We start from the raw sequence: 18,642 nt of genomic DNA on the forward strand, positions 1-18,642 counted from the left end.
AACATGAGGTATCTCTACAGCATATTGTTTGTCTTGATCTTTACTGCGGGTTGTGGTAAAGATGAAGGCTACATTCCTGATGTTCCGGTAAACTACAATGTAACATTAACTGAATTTAGCATTAAAGCTGTTAATAACGTTTTGGTTGTACCAGGCTATGGCGTTGGCGGATTACTTGTGGTTAAAACACCATTTAATACCTATGTCGCTTTTGATCGTTGCAGTACGGTGAATCCGGAGAAAATATGCAAGGTAGCACCTGATGATAGTGGGGTAACTGCAACTGACGCCTGTTCGGGAGCAAAATTTTCATTGTATGATGGCAGCCCACAAAAAGCCCCTGCCGAAAGAAGCTTAAAAAGCTACAATGTTTCAGTACAGGGCAATACATTAATACACGTAAGCAATTAGAATGGAAGCTGAAAAAATAAAAGAAACAGTAAAAAAGGCGGCCAAAGAACTCTTCAGAAAATACGGTTATCATAAAACCAGTGTAAACGAAATTGCTAAAAAAGCACGTATTGCTAAAGCAACCATTTATAAATACTTTGAAAGTAAAGAGCAGGTTTTAGATAGTATCCTGATGGATTATCTGGACCAGAACCTTTACGAAATATTAAATAACAAAGTAAGTTACGCTAGCGAAGAAGAGCATTTAAAGGCACTGGTAATGAAAACCAGCCGTTTATCTTTTACCGCCTGTAACGAATTTATCGGTTGGGATTTTGTGCGCGAAAATGCAAACTCTCAGGAGTTTTTAAAACATTTGTCAGATCAGTTGGAAGCATTATTGCTAGCGGCCTATCTGCAGTTAGATAACTTTAAAAACAACCCCGCCCGTCGCGAAGGATTGGCTTTTCTGCTTAAGGCAAGTAAAAGTATTGTGTTTTCGTTCGCTTTTACTTCGGTTAGCGATTCGGATGTGCGCAAGAATTTCGTGAGTTTTCAAAAAGAAATATTACCATTCTTGGTAAAGGCTGCGCTTTAGTGCCTAAGCCGTGCATAAATTAAATGTTTATTGGTTATAGTAATCTTTAAACTTAAATTTTTGCACGGTTTTTTTAATCTTGCCGTCAACCAGTTTTTGGGTAATTACAGTAACATTATCTGCAATACTCGAATCTTCAATAACTGAAGAATCTTCATAAAGTTCTTTCTTAACATCAAACTTGTAGTTGATGGTTTTATCAAAGCAGCAACCGTTTTTCAGATGGATAGCAAGCTGTTTGTTTTTCTTGTCAACATCAAACAAACCAAGGTTTTCGCTGGCTAGTTTAGTTAATGCTGCATTCAACACAAGTTTATTGTTAATTGAGATGTAAATATCGTAAGATGGACTGGCGTAAGCACCGTTGTTGCCATTTCTGATTGCTAGATCTTCGGTACCGTCAAAATTGAAATCGCCAAATATAAGTGGGGTTTGGTATTTACCAAGATCGAGCCAGCCCAGTTGGGCGTTTTGCATTTCAGTCAAGCCAAAATCCAGGTCTTTTGAAGTAAAAGTCTGCATTTCCTGGTCCGTAATCTTATCATACAAAATAATGGTAGCTTTTCCATTGCAATGTCCTGTGGTGCAATTTTCTACAAAAATTTTGGCTTTGAAGTTATTTGAGCTGTTATTGGCCAAAAATTTAAACTGAGCCTGTAAACTGTACCCAATCAGTAAAAAAGCACAAGAGAATATTAAGTTTTTCATTCAAAAAATTTCGATAAAATTAACCTAATATTCTCTTGCAAAAGGTTAAAAAAGGTTAACGCTTCATAGTGGGTAACTAACTGTTGCCCGGCGCCAGGTTAATTTTTTCTGATTATTCCCATTTGAATACTTTAACGGCAACTGCATAAATACCTATTCCCCAGATTAAGAGAATCATAATCTGAAATTTTACATCCCAAAGGCCAAGCCCTTCAAAGGCTACCTTACGCATGGCATCGTTTAAATAGGTGAGTGGTAACGCTCTGCTAATAGGTTGTAACCAGTTCGGGAAGGCCTCGATTGAAAAGAAAGTTCCCGATAGTAAGAATTGCGGAAGGGTTACAATATTTGAAATAGGAGGGATCATGCTTTCATTTTTGGCAATACCCGAAATAATAAAGCCAAATCCCATAAAAACAATTACCCCTAAAGTAGCCAGCAGCAACATGTTGACGACCGTGAGTGCGCCATGAATAAGTGTAAAGCCAAAGAAAAAATGGCCTAATAATATGATAAATAAGGCCCCAATCAATGCAAAACCTATACGTGCAATACCTTCGCCAATTACAATGCTCGATCGTTTTACAGGCGTAGCAAAAAAGCGTTTAATGACCAGAGTTTGGCGCAGGCTTAAAAATACAAAGGCTGTTCCGAATACACCGGTGCTTAATAATGAGAAGCCTAATTGGCCTGGCAGAATAAAGTCTATCGTTTTATATTCGCGTCCGGTAATGGTGCTTTCGCGTATTTCGGCAACCGATGGTTTTAACGTTTTATCGTAAAACAGATTGTTCAGTACTGATTTTAAAATACCGCCTTTATCTCTTGACGCAGAAGTGTAAACAACATTTACTGAATAGGCTGCTGTATTTACTTTCCGGTGCACATCAATCATGGCATCAACATTTCCTTTTTCAAGCAGCTTATCGAACTCCGCTTTTGGTTTGTCTTTAACCAGTCTGATCATGCCAGTTTTCTCCAGCATGCCTATTACCGGATTGTTTATATCCGATCCCGGAGTAATACCAACATCGATGTGGGTACCGCCGCCGCCTAAAAACCCGAAAACCAGGATAAATATCAGGGGAAAGGCGAGCGTGAAAACCACAGCCGAAGGGCTTCGCATAATAGAACGGAAACTCGCTTTTGCCAAAGCCAGGGTTGCTGTGGTATTGCTGTAACCGTTCGCCCCCGTGTGGGACCTTGAATTTTGATCTTGTATATCTTTTTGCATATTAATTCTGCTATTTAATGACAGGCTTATGTTTTAGATTTTAGTTCCTCTGGTGGGTAATTACTACTCTCTCCACTCTTTGCCTGTCAAGTTGATGAAAACATCTTCCAGATTAGCTTTTTTTACCTCTTTTTTGCGTTCGAAACCGCTGTTTACCAATTGATCGATCAGATTGTCGGGTGTATCAAGCGCAATGATCTCGCCGCGTTCTACAAAGGCCACACGGTCGCAAAGTTGTTCTGCCTCATCCATGTAGTGTGTGGTAATTACAACTGTTGTGCCTGCATTGCGGATTTCAGTAATCAGATCCCATAAGTTTCTTCTGGCTTGTGGATCTAAACCGGTAGTAGGCTCGTCGAGGAAGATAATTTTGGGTTGGTTAATAAGTGTGGTAGCAATAGAAAAGCGTTGTTTCTGACCTCCAGAAAGTGCTTTGTATTTGGCTTTAGCTTTATCCTGCAGGTTTACTTTTTCCAGCATTTCCATGGGCTTGATGTTGGCGCCATATAAACCCGCAAAAAGCTCAATCAGCTCAATAAGATTTAAGTTAGGGTAATAACCTGCGGCCTGTAGCTGTACACCTATAATTTGTTTTATTTCCTGCGCCTGTTTCTCTACAGAGAAGCCATCAACAGTAATTTCGCCCGATGTTTTATCCCTTAAAGTTTCGATAATTTCGAGGGTAGTGGTTTTGCCGGCACCATTTGGGCCAAGTAAACCAAAAATTTCATGTTCGTAAACGTCAAAACTAAGACCTTGAACGGCCACAAAATCATCATATTTTTTTACCAGGTTTTTGACACTGATAATAGCTTTGGGTGTTTCCATGTTGCGAATGTAAGGAGCTTTAAATGAATTGAAAATGAATTTTATCAGTTATGACTTAAAATGTCGGTAAAATGATGTTTTGTTCAGGCGAAATGGGTTAAAAAAACAAATCTGCGAATCTCCAGCCTGAAATTTGCCGTAGATCCGCAGATTATGGTATGCGATTTTAGTCTTTTTACTTTAAGCTTAAATTACCAGGTTAATTCGCCTTTGATTACCGATACAAAATCATCGAATAAGTAACGCGAATCATGTGGGCCTGGTGAAGATTCAGGGTGGTATTGAACCGAAAAGGCTTTTTTACCTTTAACACGGATACCTTCAATCGATTTATCGTTAAGGTTTACGTGTGTAACCTCAACTTTATCAGAATTAATTACTTCTTCTGGTACTACGCCAAAACCGTGGTTCTGAGAAGTTACTTCACAGTGGTTTTTAATGATGTTTTTAACCGGGTGGTTTAAACCACGGTGACCGTTAAACATTTTCATGGTACCAATGCCATTGGCTTCTGCCAATAACTGGTGACCTAAACAGATGCCGAAAAGAGGTTTATCGGCAGCTAAGATTGCAGTAATGGTTTCAACAGCGTAAGGCATAACCGATGGATCGCCAGGACCGTTTGAAATGAAATAACCATCAGGGTTAAACTTTTCCATTTCAGCAAATGTAGTTTTTGCCGGGAAAACCTGAACATAAATGTCGCGGCTTTCGAAATTGCGCAAAATGTTTTTCTTGATACCTAAATCTAAAGCAGCAACTTTTAAACTTGCTTCAGGGTTACCGTAAAAATAAGGCTCGGTAGTACTCACTTTAGAAGAAAGCTCTAAACCTTCCATTGATGGTACTTCGGCCAGTTTTTGCTTTAGTTCTTCTAAATCTGTGATTTCTGAAGAGATAATGGCATTCATTGCGCCTTTATCCCTGATATGGCGAACCAATGCGCGGGTATCGATATCCGAAATAGCAACTAAATTGTCATTCTGGAAATAATCCTGGATTGATTCTGTAGCTTGTTTACGGCTATATACAATGTTATAATTTTTACAAACTAAACCGGCAATTTTAATCGAACCTGATTCGATTTCATCTTTATGGATACCATAATTACCAATATGTGAATTGGTAGTAACCATTATCTGTCCAAAATAACTTGGATCGGTAAAAATTTCCTGGTAACCTGTCATCCCGGTATTAAAACAAATTTCGCCCGTAGTGGTGCCAATTTTTCCGGCCGCTTTGCCGTAAAAAACTGTGCCATCGGCCAGTAATAAAATCGCAGGTAACTTGGTGTAGTTAGTCATGGTAATTACAATATGGATTTTGATTTAAAAAAGAGTTGGAAAAAGGGGTTCTCTCAGCATTAAAGCTGTTTTTGCGGGGTGCAAAAAAAGATGAATATATCCCTTCCATTTCGGGGTACAAAGATAGGGTTTTAGATTTATAATTTAAAGAGAAAAGTAAAATAACGTTGAAGTCAGCAGCAAAAGACTAAAGCAGAAAGCAATGAAACTCCCTTTAGATAAAAAATGATTTTTATCTGAGATAGCTTTAGTCTTTTAGCTTTGGTCTTTTCGGCTTAATTAAAGAAAAAACAATACTTTTGGCAACACAAAACAAATTCCATGTCGGTACATAAAGAAATTAAACGGATCACTACACATACGCTACAGGAAATGAAGCAACGTGGTGAAAAAATATCTATGCTAACGGCCTACGATTATTCTATGGCAACCATTTTGGATGACGCAGGTTTGGACGTTTTACTGGTAGGCGATTCGGCCTCTAATGTAATGGCTGGGCATGAAACTACCTTGCCTATTACTTTAGACCAGATGATTTACCACGCAGCTTCAGTTATCAGGGCTGTTAAACGTGCTTTTGTTGTAGTCGATTTGCCTTTTGGGTCTTACCAGGGAAATTCGAAGGAAGCCTTAAATTCGGCCATCAGGATTATGAAAGAGTCGGGTGCGCACGGTGTTAAATTAGAAGGTGGAGAAGAAATTATAGAATCAGTGCAGCGTATTATTACTGCCGGAATCCCGGTGATGGGGCACTTAGGTTTGACGCCACAGTCTATTTATAAATTTGGTACTTATACGGTACGCGCAAAAGAAGAAGAAGAAGCCAACAAGCTTAAAACTGATGTCCTTGCCTTACAAGCTGCAGGTTGTTTTGGTATTGTTTTAGAAAAAATTCCGGCTGCTCTGGGTAAAGAAGTAACAGAAAGCCTGAATATTCCAACTATTGGTATCGGTGCAGGTCAGCATTGCGATGGGCAGGTACTGGTTGTAAACGATATGATTGGATTAACCAAGGGTTTTAAACCACGTTTTTTACGCCAATATATTAATTTGTACGACGAAATTCTGGGTGCTGCACAATCTTACATTCGCGATGTAAAAGCTAACGATTTTCCAAGCGAGAAGGAACAGTATTAAGCCTGAAGCTTTGAATCAATTGGCCGATTAACCCTTCTGAAATAGTATTCAGTTAACAATTTGCAGTTAACAATTTAGCCATCTTACAATTTGGCCATTGAAATAACCGATTTGCACAATTAACCACTTAACCCTTATAATGCCCATTACTGATAACGACATACTTTTTGAAGATAACCACCTCATTGCCATTAATAAAAGGGGCGGGGATATTGTGCAGGTTGATGAAACTGGTGATGAACCGTTGGATGAGCAGGTTAAAAAGTATATTGCTAAAAAGTACAACAAACCAAACGGTGCTTTTTTAGGTGTAGTGCACCGTTTAGACAGGCCGGTAAGTGGAGTTATCCTCTTTGCCAAAACGAGTAAGGCACTAGAGCGGATGAACGCCGTTTTCAAGAATAGAGAAGTAAAGAAAACGTATTGGGCTGTAGTTAAAAACAAGCCTGAAAAAGAATCGGCTACACTGGTTCACTGGCTGGTTAAAAACCCGCAGAAAAATGTGGTTTCTTATTACAATACTGAAGTTACGGGCAGTCAGCGTGCTGAGCTTTCTTATAAAGTAAAAGCTAAGGTTGGCGATTATTATTTATTAGAAGTTGATCCTTTAACAGGACGGTCGCACCAGATTAGAGTACAGCTTTCTTCAATGGGTTGTCCTATTATGGGCGATAATAAATATGGTTACCCGCGCGGAAGCAGAAAGGGAAGTATTTGTTTGCATGCACGCCGCCTGCAGTTTATTCACCCGGTTAAAAAAGAACCCGTAAATATTTTTGCCAAATTACCGGTTGATGGCTTTTGGGAAAGATTCGAAAACCTTTAATATTTAGTTTTGGTTTTTCCTGGTTTTGAAAGGATTGCATTTTTTGGCACAATCTTTAACCACTATCAGATAAAAAACCAAAAAACAATGAAAAATACCATCTGCGCCGTTGCTGCGATTGCTTTATTCGCTATAACGCTTGTTTCCTGCGAAAATACCCGAAAAACAGAGACTACTAAAGATTCGAGTATGGTTTCTGCTAATGGAGACACGACTACAAAAGTTACTACAAAAACGACTGAAGTTGTTAAAACCAATGTCCCATCTTTTTCGAGCGAAGAAGTGAACAAAGGTTTGGCCGAATATGCTAAATTGAAAGATGATTATGTAGCGGCTTTAAAGACTAAAAATGCAGCCGAAATTAAAGCAATTAGTGAAAAATATACTGTTTGGGCCAACCAGGCAACAACCTGGGCCGGCAAGCTTAAGCCTGACGAGATACAAAAGTATTCTGACTATGTGCTAAAGCTAAGCGAAGAATGGTCGAAAGCGGCGACGGAAGCTATAAAGTAATTAAAAGGATTAAAAAGGTTGCAATAGGCAACCTTTTTGTTTACGGCTAAATTGTAAGGAATAGTTACCATCTATGGCTTTATAGTGCAGCCTTTCAACTAATTTTCTGTGCAAAAAACAATGAAATGCGGGTGCCCTTGTGTTCTTCTGATTGGATATCTACTTCAATTTTATGAAATTTTGCAATACTTTGAACAATCGCCAGCCCTAAACCGAATCCATTTTCTTCGCTGTTCCCCCTTTTAAAACGATCGAAAGCATCTTCTACCAATGCCTGGCTCATGCCTTGTCCGGTATCGCCAATAGTAAGGATATAGTGTTCCTGATCCATTTTATCGGAGATATCAATTGAGCCACCGGTAACATTGTATTTTATGGCATTGTTAATGATGTTTACCAGGAGCGTATGTATCAGGGCTTTGTTTCCGGTAAAATGAAAATCTTTTAACAGGTTAACCCTGAAAGTAATTTTTTTATCCGTAATCCGGTCTTCCAGATCCTCGTAGATATCTTCTAGTTCTTGTTTTAAGCTAATTTCTTCTGTTTTCAGGTATTGATTATTCTCTACTTTCGAAATTAAAAGCAAGCTATTGATAATTACCTTCAAACGATTTAATGTTTTTAAAGAAGCGTATATTTTGTTTTCATGCTCAACCGGAATACCGGGGGTGTTGAGCATATTCTCGAAACGGGTACTTAAAATAGAGATAGGTGTAAGCAATTCGTGCGAAACATTGGCAATAAATTGCTTTTCTAATGCGAATAGGTTATTTATTTTACGCATTAAAGAGTTTATACTGTTATCAAGAATTTTAAAATCGTCGGTATTGGTGGGGATATTCTGGTAATTAAAGTGCGAAGGATCATCAACCCGGTTAATTTTTTTATCGATAATGAGATAAAATGGTTTTAACAGGAAATTCGAAAAGGTATAATCGGCAACCAAGGTGACTAATAAAGCAGCTACCAGTACTACCAACATATAAAATCGGATAGAATTCTTAATCGATTGGAGCGCGGTCATGGTTTCTCCAATCTCGAGGTTATACCAGTTGGTATGATAAGAAAATTTATAATTTAAAATCCTGTAAACCTCAATGTCACCTTCAATTTCCCGTTTTTCGGTAAAAACCTTGGCACTCGAGTCGGTCTGGTTATCCGGAATATCGGTTAAAACAATAAATTCCTCCTTTAATATATTGTAATCGGTAAAAGACTGTTCCTTGTTTAGCAGGCTGTCAATTTCATTGTCGGTAAGGTTTTCAATTATTTTATTCTTCTTTTTAATCAGACGATTATCAAACTGATTGTAAGCAAGTCTATCCAGAGAAAATAAAATGATGGCTCCCAAAACCAGAATAATGGCAATTTTGGTGATCGCATTATATAAAGAAAACTTAACCTGTAACTTCATTTTCTGGATGATGTTTTATTTAAGATGGAAAATGTGCCGATCATTGGTTATTGTTTCTCGATTAATATTCGTTAACAATTTATCCTGTAACCAATACTTCTTACGGTTTCGAACCAGTCAATGGGAGAGATATTAGCTAGTTTTTTCCTTAAGTTTTTAACATGTACATCAACAAAATTCGAATCGGAGTTTACCTCTAGAATATCTCCCCAAACATGTTCGGTTAAGCTCATTCTCGATACCACACGGTTTTTATTCAATACCAGGTAGTTAAAAATCTCGAATTCTTTTTTTGTAAGGTTTAAGCGCTCTTCGCCAAAAGAAACCGTTCTGTTTTGGATGTTGAGTAAGAAGTTATGGATATTGATTTCGTTTTTCTCGAGTTTGTGTTTGCGACGGGTAATGGCGTGCATACGCGCTAAAAGCTCATTTAGCGAAAAAGGCTTTGGTAAATAATCGTCGGCACCTTCATCGAGTCCCTTAATCCGGTCATCTACCGCACTCCGGGCTGTTAAAATAATTACAGCATCATCACGGTCCTTTATTGCTTTAAGCTGTTTCAGTACTTCAAAACCATCGCCGTCAGGTAAACCCAGATCTAATAAAATGAAATCGTAATTGTTTACGAAGATTTTTTCTTCGGCCGATGATTTTTTCCAGGCATGCTCCACAATAAAGCCCTCCTTACTTAAAAATTCGTCCATTTCAAGCGCAAGGCTCTTTTCATCTTCAACTATGAGTACGTTCATTCAGTTTACAGTTTTCGGTTTACAATTTTTAGTTGTGTTTTTCTATAATCAATGTTTTTCTTTAGTCTTTTAGGTCAAAGCGCTATGCTTTTACCCTTTGCACTACGCTATTACCCTGCAACTAAGTTAATATTTTTTAATATGATGGCACAAGCTTCTTCAATTTCTTCTGTAGTAATAATTAAAGGAGGAGCAATGCGCATCGAATTGCTGCAATGTAAAAACCAGTCGGATAGGATGCCGTCGAGAATACAGGCATCAATTATTTTTTTATTGGTTTCGAAATTTTCGAACTCAACCGCCAACATTAAACCTCTTCCACGTATTTCTTTAATGGCCGGATGTTTAATTAATCGTTTAAATAATTGTCCTTTCTCTTCCACTTCAGCTACAATGTGGTCATCAATCAGCGTTCGTAAAGTGGCCAGGCCTGCGGCACAACAAACCGGATGACCACCGAAAGTAGTCATGTGGCCTAAAATTGGGGTATGCGAAAGTACCGACATGATTTCAAGTGAGCTTATGAAAGCCCCAATTGGCATGCCGCCACCGATGCCTTTTGCCAAAAGCAATACATCGGGTACTACATTATAATGCTCAAACGCAAACATTTTGCCGCTTCGGCCGAAACCTGATTGTATTTCATCAAAAATGAGTAGGGTTCCGGTTTCCTGGCATTTGGCTTTTAAGGCCTGCATATAGCTTAGGTCAGCTACACGGATGCCTGCCTCACCCTGTATGGGTTCTATAAAAACAGCTGCAGTATCGGTGGTTATTTTAGCCAGATCGGCAATTTGGTTATGTTCAATAAAACTTACGTTAGGCAGGAACGGGCCGTACCCAGCTGAATAGAAGTTGCTTTCCATTAAACTTTCAGCTCCCTGCGTACTGCCATGATAGGCATTTTTACAGGCAATAAAGCCCTTTCGGCCGGTATAACGTTTAGCCAGTTTCATGGCACCTTCAACGGCTTCAGTACCTGAATTTAAAAAATAGGTGCAACTTAGGCTTTCTGGTAAAATATCGGCCAATGCCTTCGCAAAATTCACCTGTGGGCTTTGCACATATTCGCCGTAAACCATTAAATGCATATAAGTTTCTGCCTGATCTTTAATAGCTTTAACCACAGCAGGATGGCAATGGCCAACATTACTTACGCCGATACCGGCAATCAGATCGATGTGTTTCTTGTCTCGAGCATCGTAAATGTAAATTCCTTTTGCCCTTACAAATTCGAGCATTAAAGGTTCGGGAGAGGTTTGTGCATTGTGTTGTAAAAACAATTGACGTTGGGTAAGCATAGCACAAAAGTACGGATTTAAGCAAGATTCTTATCCTTGTTCGACATCTTATGATAAAAACCAATATACTTACGGCCTATGGTAACCTTATAATCGAAAAAAGACCTACATCGCTGTAAGTCTTTTTTGCTAGGGCTTTTGTCCACCTCTAAATCTGTTGAGCAATTCGCGTTTAAATCCTTCCTGAGCCCTGTAAAATTTACCTACTACTTTAATAGGAAGCGAAGATTTAAGCTTGTTGTAATATTTTTTATCGAGATTAAGATCTCTTTGTTTGAAATCGAATTCACTTGTGATTAAGCTTTGTACCTGCGCATCACTTAAATTATCTATTTCGTCTACTTTTCTGAAGGAGATCATCTTTTGCATGCGTTCTTTGCGCAAGGCATTTTGTTCGCTTTGCATATCGTTGTAAATTGGCCAGAAGATCTTGGCTTCTTCAGGCGATAGATCCAGCTTTTGGGTAAAATATGCTATTTTTAGCGATTCTATTTCTTCTACTTTTGGTCTTTGGGCCAAAAGGGCAGTGGGTAATAGAAACATTAAAGCAACAAAAATTAAATTCTTCATTTCTAATTAATTATTTAGTTCCTGAGATAAATCATTTGATGAGAAATGACTCAAGATATAGTTTTCCATTTCTGTATCTGACGCAGCATGAGTTTTAGATGAGGTGGTATTCTGGGCTTCTAAATGTTCAATAATGGTATTCTCATCAATATCATAAAGCAATTGGTCATTAGCGAGGTCGGTTAGTGGTGTTTTTGCGACTGGTACCGATGGGTTGTTTTTGTAAAAGTAGGCGCCAAATGTTGCCATTAATACAAAACATGCAGCGCTTGCATATTTAACCATGTTTCTTCTCCACAGCGGAACAATTTTAGCCACCTTTTTAGGTGTTTCTGCCGCAATTTTACTGTTAATTCTGCTTTGTAAAGTATCAAAGTAGTTTTCTGGTACAGCAAACGGTTGTGCTTTTGGTATTTCCGACAGGCTGATCCGCATTTCAATGCGTTCCGTTAAATCTTCAAAATAATTTTGCGGAACATCAAAACTATTGTGGTTTGTTTTTTTCTTAAGCCCATCCAAAAAAACAGCAGTAAGAACTTGCTCTTCAACACTTTCGAAATATCCATCCGGAACAGCAAAAGGATTCCGTTTCCCCATGGCCGCAAGGGTAGGAGCTTCGTTAATCCAATCGTTGTTTTCTAAATTCTCGTTCATCACAGATATATGATACAATTAATGTGAAAAGGTTTAATAGTCTATTTCATCATTTGTTATAAAAGCCTCAATTTTTTTTGCCGCGATATGAAACGAGGCTTTTAAAGCCCCAACTGAGGTACCAAGTACTTCCGAAATTTCCTCGTATTTCATATCATCAAAATATTTCATATTGAAAATGATCCGCTGTTTCTCGGGTAAAGTAAGAATCGCTTTTTGCAGTTTTAGTTCAAGTTTATCGCCATTAAAATAAGATGATGCAACCAGATTATCGGCCAACTCTGATGAAACTTCATCTAAAGGTGTATTGTTTTTCTGCTTCTGTTTGTTTAAAAAGGTAATAGATTCGTTTGTTGCAATGCGGTAAATCCAGGTATACAATTGCGAATCATTTCTAAATTTTTCAAGGTTTTTCCAAACTTTAACAAACACTTCTTGCAAAAGGTCATCGCAGTCATCGTGGTTCAGTACCAATCTCCTAATGTGCCAGTAAATTTTTTGCTGATATTTTTTTAAAAGCAGGTTAAAGGCTTCATTGCGGGTCTTCTCGACGGCAAACATTTCAAGAATTTCTAAATCTTCAACTTGTCTCATCAAGGGATTTTTTCTTTATTTACCACAAAGGCACCAAGCCCACCAGATTACACCTGATATGCCCTGTGCCCTTGTAGTTATTTGTTTTTAAGCTTTTTTCCTGCCGATTACTTTTTGCACAGCTTCAACAATGTTCACAGCATCTAATCCGTATTTAGACATTAATTGATCTGGCGTTCCGCTTTCGCCGAAAGTATCGTTAGTGGCTACAAACTCTTGTGGAGTTGGCAATTCGGTGGTTAACAAACGCGCAACACTTTCGCCTAAACCGCCAAATTTGTTATGCTCTTCACATGTTACCACACAACCAGTTTTTTTCACTGATTTTAAGATCGCTTCATCATCCAAAGGTTTAATGGTGTGGATATTTATAATTTCCGCATCAATACCCAGTTCTGCTAGTTTTTCGCCAGCTTCGATTGCTTTCCAAACCATGTGGCCGGTTGCAATAATGGTTACATCGGTACCTTCGTTAACCATCCATGCTTTACCAATCTCGAATTTCTGATCAGGATCTGTAAATACTGGGATTACCGGACGACCGAAACGCAGGTAAACAGGACCTTCATATTCGGCAATGGCCATTGTAGCAGCTTTGGTTTGGTTATAATCGCAAGGATTGATTACGACCATACCCGGCAACATTTTCATTAAACCAATATCTTCTAAAATCTGGTGTGTTGCGCCGTCTTCGCCAAGGGTTAAACCTGCGTGTGAAGCACAGATTTTTACGTTTTTATTTGAATAAGCAACAGATTGACGGATCTGATCGTAAACACGACCTGTAGAAAAGTTGGCAAAAGTACCGGTGAACGGAATTTTACCACCAATAGTCATACCGGCTGCAATACCGATCATGTTGGCTTCGGCAATACCAACCTGTGTAAAACGCTCAGGGAAATCTTTAATAAAGGCATCCATTTTAAGCGATCCAACTAAGTCGGCACATAAGGCAACCACATTTTCGTTTTTCTTGCCGGCTTCATGTAAGCCAGCGCCAAATCCCGAACGTGTATCTTTTTTTTCTGTATATGTGTATTTTTTCATTGTTTTTTAGATATGAGATATGAGATTTTAGAAGTGAGATCGGCGACAATTTGTCTCAAATCTCATATCTATTGTCCCAAATCTAGTTTAGTATCAGGATTTCATTGTTTTTTAGAAGTGAGATTGGGTGACTATTCGTCTCCAGTCTCATATCTATTGTCTCCAATCTAATTTAATAGTCTCCTAAAGTTTCTGGTAATTGAGCTAAAGCAGCAGCCAATTGTTCGTCGTTTGGTGCTGTACCGTGCCATTTATGCGTACCCATCATATAATCTACGCCAGCACCCATTTGCGTACTCATTAAATTTAAGATTGGTTTGCCTTTACCAGTTAGGGTTTTAGCATAATGTAAACCTTCAACAATTGCCTGCATATCGTTACCATCGGTATTGATTACATGCCATCCGAAAGCTTCGAATTTAGCTTGTAAATCATCTAAGGCAAGTACTTTATTTGTAGGACCATCAATTTGCTGACCGTTATAATCAACAGAAGCAATTAAATGATCTACTTTATTGAATGGGGCAAACATGGCTGCTTCCCAGTTTTGGCCTTCCTGTAATTCTCCATCACCCAATAGTGCAAAGATGATAGATTTATCGCCATTTAATTTTTTGGCTAAGGCTGCTCCAATAGCAACCGATAAGCCCTGGCCCAATGAACCTGAAGCAATACGGATTCCTGGTAAATGTTCGTGCGTAGTAGGGTGGCCTTGCAATCTAGAGTCTAACTTACGGAAAGTTGCCAATTCACTTTTGTCAAAATAGCCCGCATGTGCCAAAGTACTATACCAAACCGGAGAAATGTGTCCGTTAGATAAGAAAAACAAATCTTCGCCTGCGCCTTCCATGGTGAAGTCGGTTTTGTGGTTCATTACTTCAAAGTATAAAGCAGTAAAAAAATCTGCGCATCCAAGTGAGGCACCAGGGTGGCCAGACTGACATCCGTGAACCATTCTAACGATATCTCGTCTGATCTGAGAGGCAATATCTTCTAGCTCTTTAATTGTATGTTTCATTAAAATTAGAGGTTGTTGTTACATAGCAAAGTTAATATTTTACTTGCTATATCATAATTAGTTATTGATTAAATCGAGTACTTGTTGTGTTGAATTTTTAGTGTCTACTTTTTTAATGATGTGGGCAATTTTGCCTTCGCTATCAATAATAAAAGTTGTGCGTACGGTACCCATATACTTTTTACCATACATGTTTTTTTCGGCCCAAACGCCATAGTCATTTACGATTTTCTGATCGGTATCGGCCAATAGGGTAAAAGGTAGGTTGTGTTTGGTTACAAATTTCTGGTGTGATTTTTCGTCGTCAACACTTACGCCCAAAACTACAATACCTTTAGCTTGTAAGCCCTGGTAGTTGTCTCTGAAATCACAAGCTTCGGCGGTACAGCCCGGGGTATCATCTTTCGGATAAAAATAGAGGACCACCGTTTTTCCTTGGTAATCATTTAACGATACCTCAATACCGTTTTGATCTTTCGATGTAATTGCAGGTGCCTGATCACCTTCTTTTAACTCTGCCATATTATAAATGATTGAATTTTTGACTGGTAAAATGATTGAATGTGCAAGTTAAACAGTTTAAGCCATTATAGTGTTCGATATATGTTAAAAGATGACTTTAGGTTAATTAATAATCAAAGGCCAAACATCAATAACCAAATACCAATAAACAATGACCAATAACCAATTATCAAAGTTCAATTACCGGGTTTGTACTGAGTTTGATAATTCGTTATTGTGATTTGATTATTTCAGGCTTACCTCGAAAAACCAATGCTGTAATGCCTGGTATTTTCCTTCATATCAGTTACTACCAGTTCAAGGCTGTGCTTGCCTGGACTTGTTCGTTCGTCGAAACTGTGCCATAGGGTAGCCGTTTTGGCATCAAACTCCATTAAAACCCATTTGCCATCTATGTAGCCGTTAAAACTTTTAATGCCTGATAAATTATCACTGATCTTAAAAGTCATTTTCGATAAACCCGCCATATTCCGGCCTTCTCCAATATTAACAGGTACAATTCTCGGTGCGATGGTATCGGTAGCGATGTAAAAGCTGCCAAAGTTTTTTGGAGTAGCCTTAACAAAACCATTATCGAAACTTCCGCCTTGCGATGAACCATTTGTGTTTACAATCAGGGCTTTACTTCTTAAATTTTCGGGAAGGTTATCTGCTTTGATCCATAAATCGAAACCAATGTGAAGCGGAGTATAACGGTTATGGATTTGATGTACTGCAGACCAGGCATTTCCAGCTGGTTTAGGAAGCTTTTTATAACTGAAATTAAGGTCGTTGTATAAAGTACCCATCGGAAAAACAACCTTAATATCCTCACTATTAAATTCGTTTACCTTGTTGTAAGGATAAATAATGCCTGAAGGGACTGTTGGTGCAGATACGGGTGCAGTGCCTGCGTTAACGGTAAAAGGTAAAACAGACGAATTTCCCTTCGAATCGGTAATGATGTAACGTAGCTGGTGTGTAGCACCGTCGTTAAAGTTGATCCTGCCACTATTTACGAGACTACTGTATATTTTTAATGGGTTGCCCGGATCTACAAAACTTTTTTGAATGCTTCTTTTTGTATTGATATATGTTGGGTAATCGATATGTGAATTAATGGCCTTGCTGTCTTCAAAAGCAAAACGCTCTAATGCCGAAGTATAGATTTTCTTGCCATCAAGCTCGAGCTGGATAGAATAAACACCATTGGTGCCCGATAAACCATTGTGCCTGTCGGTAACTACAATGCCAAAGCCCACTTCGCCAGTTAAGCTGACTGGAGCTGTTGTTTTATACCCGCCGCTTGCACCTGTAATGCCGATTGCTTGTTTGGGTGTAAATTCGTTGAAAGCTTTTCCATTTAAGCGGTAAACATAAAGACCATGGATAACCGGTGGAATGTTATCGGGAATGATGATGCCAAAAAATTGGGGATTAATGGTTTCTTCGGTTTTAGTATCCCTGATTTCGAAGTGTAAATGCGGACCGCCAGAGCTTCCGCGGTTGCCCGACCAGGCAATAACTTCACCTTTATGCACAGGAATTAAGGTAGCATCGGGAAACTCATCAATTTCGAAAGACTTTTTTTCGTACTCCAGATTTTTAACTACCGTTGCAATTTTAGGTGCAAAGCGTTGTAAATGACCGTAAACTGTGGTGAAACCATTGGGATGATTAATGTAAAGCGCTTGCCCAAAGCCACTATTCTGCACCCTTAGTCGCGAAATGTATCCATCAGCAACAGCATACACGGGGTAGCCTTCGCGCTGATTCGTCCTGAAATCGATGCCAGAATGGAAATGGTTCCCTCGAATTTCTCCGAATGAGCCCGCCAAGGCAGGAGGGGTAATATCTAAAGGCTGCCTGAAATCGGTAATAGGGTATTTATTGGTGCTGAAAATCTGTTGTGCCTGAGCTATATTAAAAGCTGATAAAAATAAAAGTGTAAGCTTACTGAATTGGAGGATCGGATTTTTAGTCATTCGTTACTTTACATCAAAATTTAATAGTTGTTTGCCTTCCAGCCATGCTTCTAACTTATCGCCTTTATTAATTTTGCCTACACCTGCTGGTGTACCCGTAAAAATTAAGTCGCCTTTCTTTAAAGTAATATATTGCGAAACAAAGCTGATTATCTTCTCGAACGAGAAGAGCAGATCTTTAGTATGGCCAACCTGGCGACTTTCTCCGTTTATTTTGAGTTCAAAATTTAAATTGTAAAGATCTTCGAAATCATTTTTAGGTGTGAAAAGGCTGATGGGAGCAGAGTTGTCAAATGCTTTGGCAAGCTCCCAGGGTAGGCCTTTCTCTTTATGTTTGCTTTGGATATCGCGGGCAGTCAAATCAATACCTAAGCCTACTTCGTCATAATAATTAGCTGCAAATTTTTCAGCAATGTGTTTTCCTTCCTTACAGATTTTTAAAACTACTTCCAGTTCGTAATGTACATCATCAGAAAAATCGGGCAGGTAAAAAGGTTTGTTATCTTTTAGTACTGCTGTATCGGGCTTCAAAAAAATTACCGGAGTAGTTGGAACCGGATTATTCAGTTCTTTGGCGTGTTCGGCATAGTTACGGCCAATGGCTATGATTTTCATTTTTTTTAAAAATTTATTGTGTAAGAAAATAGACATGAGTTAAACCCAGGTCAATTCAAAAATAGAAAAGAAAATGAAGCTATAAAACTGAGATACGTTTTACCTGGCTTTCTGTTCCGGCAATAACCCTTAAAAAGTAGATGCCCGCATTTATCCTGCTTGGAATGGTGAAGGTTTTGGTTTGTTCACCAGCATTTAAGCGCTCGTTCGATAATGTAGCTACTTCGTTCCCCAGTAAATCGATAATTTTTATTGTAGTTTGTGTGCCGTCTTTACCAATAGAAAGGATAATATTTAACTGATCTTCAACTGGATTGGGGTATATTTTTACAATAGTTAGTAACTTATCTTTGGGTGTAACTGTTGCAGATCTTGGAGTAGTAGAGTACGAGTTAAATAAACCACTGCCACCAATAGACAGATAAAGCGGTTTGTAAGGGGTAATATTAGCTTTAATTTCGGGAATTCTGCTTACCTTTTTGGTTCTGTTTTTAAGGCTAATCTTAATACTATCAGCCTGCTGCGACCAAGAATTTACGCTGCACAACAAAACCATACACAATGTGCAGGCTAGTTTGGTGAGTAACGTTGTCTTAGTGTAGAGTTTCATCAAATTGGTAATGCAAATGTATTAATTTAAAACAAAGAAATTAAAC

The 18,642-nt window shown here is 38.5% G+C and carries 21 protein-coding genes; 5 read left to right on the forward strand and 16 right to left on the reverse strand.

All coding sequences use genetic code 11. The features are described 5' to 3' along the window. Nucleotides 1-3: 3 nt before the first annotated feature. Complete coding sequence (locus DBR40_RS09465) at nt 4-411, forward strand: hypothetical protein (protein ID WP_124559512.1); 408 nt, start codon at nt 4-6, stop codon at nt 409-411. 1 nt (nt 412) lies between these two features. After that, nucleotides 413-988, forward strand: a complete 576-nt coding sequence (locus DBR40_RS09470) for a TetR/AcrR family transcriptional regulator (RefSeq protein WP_090501759.1) — start codon at nt 413-415, stop codon at nt 986-988. A gap of 27 nt (nt 989-1,015) precedes the next feature. Here DBR40_RS09470 and DBR40_RS09475 read toward each other — a convergent pair whose 3' ends face one another. From DBR40_RS09475 to carA, 4 genes are all read right to left on the reverse strand, one after another. After that, nucleotides 1,016-1,696, reverse strand: coding sequence for an XAC2610-related protein (locus DBR40_RS09475; protein ID WP_124559513.1), 681 nt, complete (start codon nt 1,694-1,696; stop codon nt 1,016-1,018). A 112-nt stretch (nt 1,697-1,808) separates the two neighbouring features. After that, entirely contained in the window at nt 1,809-2,930 is a 1,122-nt protein-coding gene (locus tag DBR40_RS09480; RefSeq protein ID WP_124559514.1) for an ABC transporter permease, read from the reverse strand. Between the two features lie 63 nt (nt 2,931-2,993). Next, the gene (locus tag DBR40_RS09485) at nt 2,994-3,758 is read right to left on the reverse strand and encodes an ABC transporter ATP-binding protein (protein WP_124559515.1); all 765 of its coding nucleotides are present in this window, start codon (nt 3,756-3,758) and stop codon (nt 2,994-2,996) included. 191 nt (nt 3,759-3,949) lie between these two features. Next, nucleotides 3,950-5,062, reverse strand: coding sequence for a glutamine-hydrolyzing carbamoyl-phosphate synthase small subunit (gene carA, locus DBR40_RS09490; RefSeq protein ID WP_124559516.1), 1,113 nt, complete (start codon nt 5,060-5,062; stop codon nt 3,950-3,952). 321 nt (nt 5,063-5,383) lie between these two features. On the opposite strand from carA, the gene panB reads away from it, so the two are divergent. The 3 genes from panB to DBR40_RS09505 all read left to right on the forward strand — a co-directional run bounded on the left by panB (nt 5,384) and on the right by DBR40_RS09505 (nt 7,538). Continuing rightward, entirely contained in the window at nt 5,384-6,199 is an 816-nt protein-coding gene (gene panB / locus DBR40_RS09495; RefSeq protein ID WP_124559517.1) for a 3-methyl-2-oxobutanoate hydroxymethyltransferase, read from the forward strand. Between the two features lie 139 nt (nt 6,200-6,338). Next, nucleotides 6,339-7,025, forward strand: a complete 687-nt coding sequence (locus DBR40_RS09500; RefSeq protein WP_124559518.1) for an RluA family pseudouridine synthase — start codon at nt 6,339-6,341, stop codon at nt 7,023-7,025. Nucleotides 7,026-7,112: 87 nt separating this feature from the next. After that, a complete protein-coding gene (locus DBR40_RS09505; RefSeq protein ID WP_124559519.1) occupies nt 7,113-7,538 on the forward strand; it encodes a hypothetical protein in 426 nt (141 codons plus the stop codon). Nucleotides 7,539-7,632: 94 nt separating this feature from the next. Here the strand turns inward: DBR40_RS09505 and DBR40_RS09510 are convergent, their stop codons facing one another. The 12 genes from DBR40_RS09510 to DBR40_RS09565 all read right to left on the reverse strand — a co-directional run bounded on the left by DBR40_RS09510 (nt 7,633) and on the right by DBR40_RS09565 (nt 18,596). Further along, nucleotides 7,633-8,952: a sensor histidine kinase gene (locus tag DBR40_RS09510; RefSeq protein ID WP_124559520.1), complete on the reverse strand. Its 1,320-nt coding sequence runs from the start codon at nt 8,950-8,952 to the stop codon at nt 7,633-7,635. Nucleotides 8,953-9,023: 71 nt separating this feature from the next. After that, nucleotides 9,024-9,701, reverse strand: coding sequence for a response regulator transcription factor (locus DBR40_RS09515; protein WP_124559521.1), 678 nt, complete (start codon nt 9,699-9,701; stop codon nt 9,024-9,026). Between the two features lie 110 nt (nt 9,702-9,811). Then, a complete protein-coding gene (locus tag DBR40_RS09520) occupies nt 9,812-11,002 on the reverse strand; it encodes an aspartate aminotransferase family protein (protein ID WP_166207063.1) in 1,191 nt (396 codons plus the stop codon). 129 nt (nt 11,003-11,131) lie between these two features. Continuing rightward, nucleotides 11,132-11,572: a hypothetical protein gene (locus tag DBR40_RS09525; RefSeq protein WP_124559522.1), complete on the reverse strand. Its 441-nt coding sequence runs from the start codon at nt 11,570-11,572 to the stop codon at nt 11,132-11,134. A gap of 6 nt (nt 11,573-11,578) precedes the next feature. Next, nucleotides 11,579-12,226, reverse strand: a complete 648-nt coding sequence (locus tag DBR40_RS09530; RefSeq protein ID WP_124559523.1) for a hypothetical protein — start codon at nt 12,224-12,226, stop codon at nt 11,579-11,581. Between the two features lie 33 nt (nt 12,227-12,259). Then, nucleotides 12,260-12,820 (reverse strand): RNA polymerase sigma factor, encoded by a 561-nt coding sequence (locus DBR40_RS09535; protein WP_124559524.1) that lies wholly within the window; start codon nt 12,818-12,820, stop codon nt 12,260-12,262. An 87-nt stretch (nt 12,821-12,907) separates the two neighbouring features. Then, nucleotides 12,908-13,867 (reverse strand): transketolase family protein, encoded by a 960-nt coding sequence (locus DBR40_RS09540; RefSeq protein ID WP_056851843.1) that lies wholly within the window; start codon nt 13,865-13,867, stop codon nt 12,908-12,910. Between the two features lie 172 nt (nt 13,868-14,039). Then, the gene (locus DBR40_RS09545) at nt 14,040-14,885 is read right to left on the reverse strand and encodes a transketolase (protein ID WP_124559525.1); all 846 of its coding nucleotides are present in this window, start codon (nt 14,883-14,885) and stop codon (nt 14,040-14,042) included. A gap of 57 nt (nt 14,886-14,942) precedes the next feature. Further along, a complete protein-coding gene (gene bcp, locus DBR40_RS09550) occupies nt 14,943-15,407 on the reverse strand; it encodes a thioredoxin-dependent thiol peroxidase (protein WP_124559526.1) in 465 nt (154 codons plus the stop codon). A 236-nt stretch (nt 15,408-15,643) separates the two neighbouring features. Next, a complete protein-coding gene (locus DBR40_RS09555; protein ID WP_124559527.1) occupies nt 15,644-17,371 on the reverse strand; it encodes a M23 family metallopeptidase in 1,728 nt (575 codons plus the stop codon). A gap of 3 nt (nt 17,372-17,374) precedes the next feature. Next, nucleotides 17,375-17,986, reverse strand: coding sequence for a fumarylacetoacetate hydrolase family protein (locus DBR40_RS09560; protein ID WP_124559528.1), 612 nt, complete (start codon nt 17,984-17,986; stop codon nt 17,375-17,377). Between the two features lie 79 nt (nt 17,987-18,065). Then, on the reverse strand, nt 18,066-18,596 hold the full coding sequence (locus tag DBR40_RS09565; RefSeq protein WP_233603842.1) for a T9SS type A sorting domain-containing protein: 531 nt from the start codon (nt 18,594-18,596) through the stop codon (nt 18,066-18,068). Between the last annotated feature and the right edge of the window lie 46 nt (nt 18,597-18,642).

The organism is Pedobacter sp. KBW01, assembly GCF_003852395.1.
GTDB lineage: Bacteria > Bacteroidota > Bacteroidia > Sphingobacteriales > Sphingobacteriaceae > Pedobacter.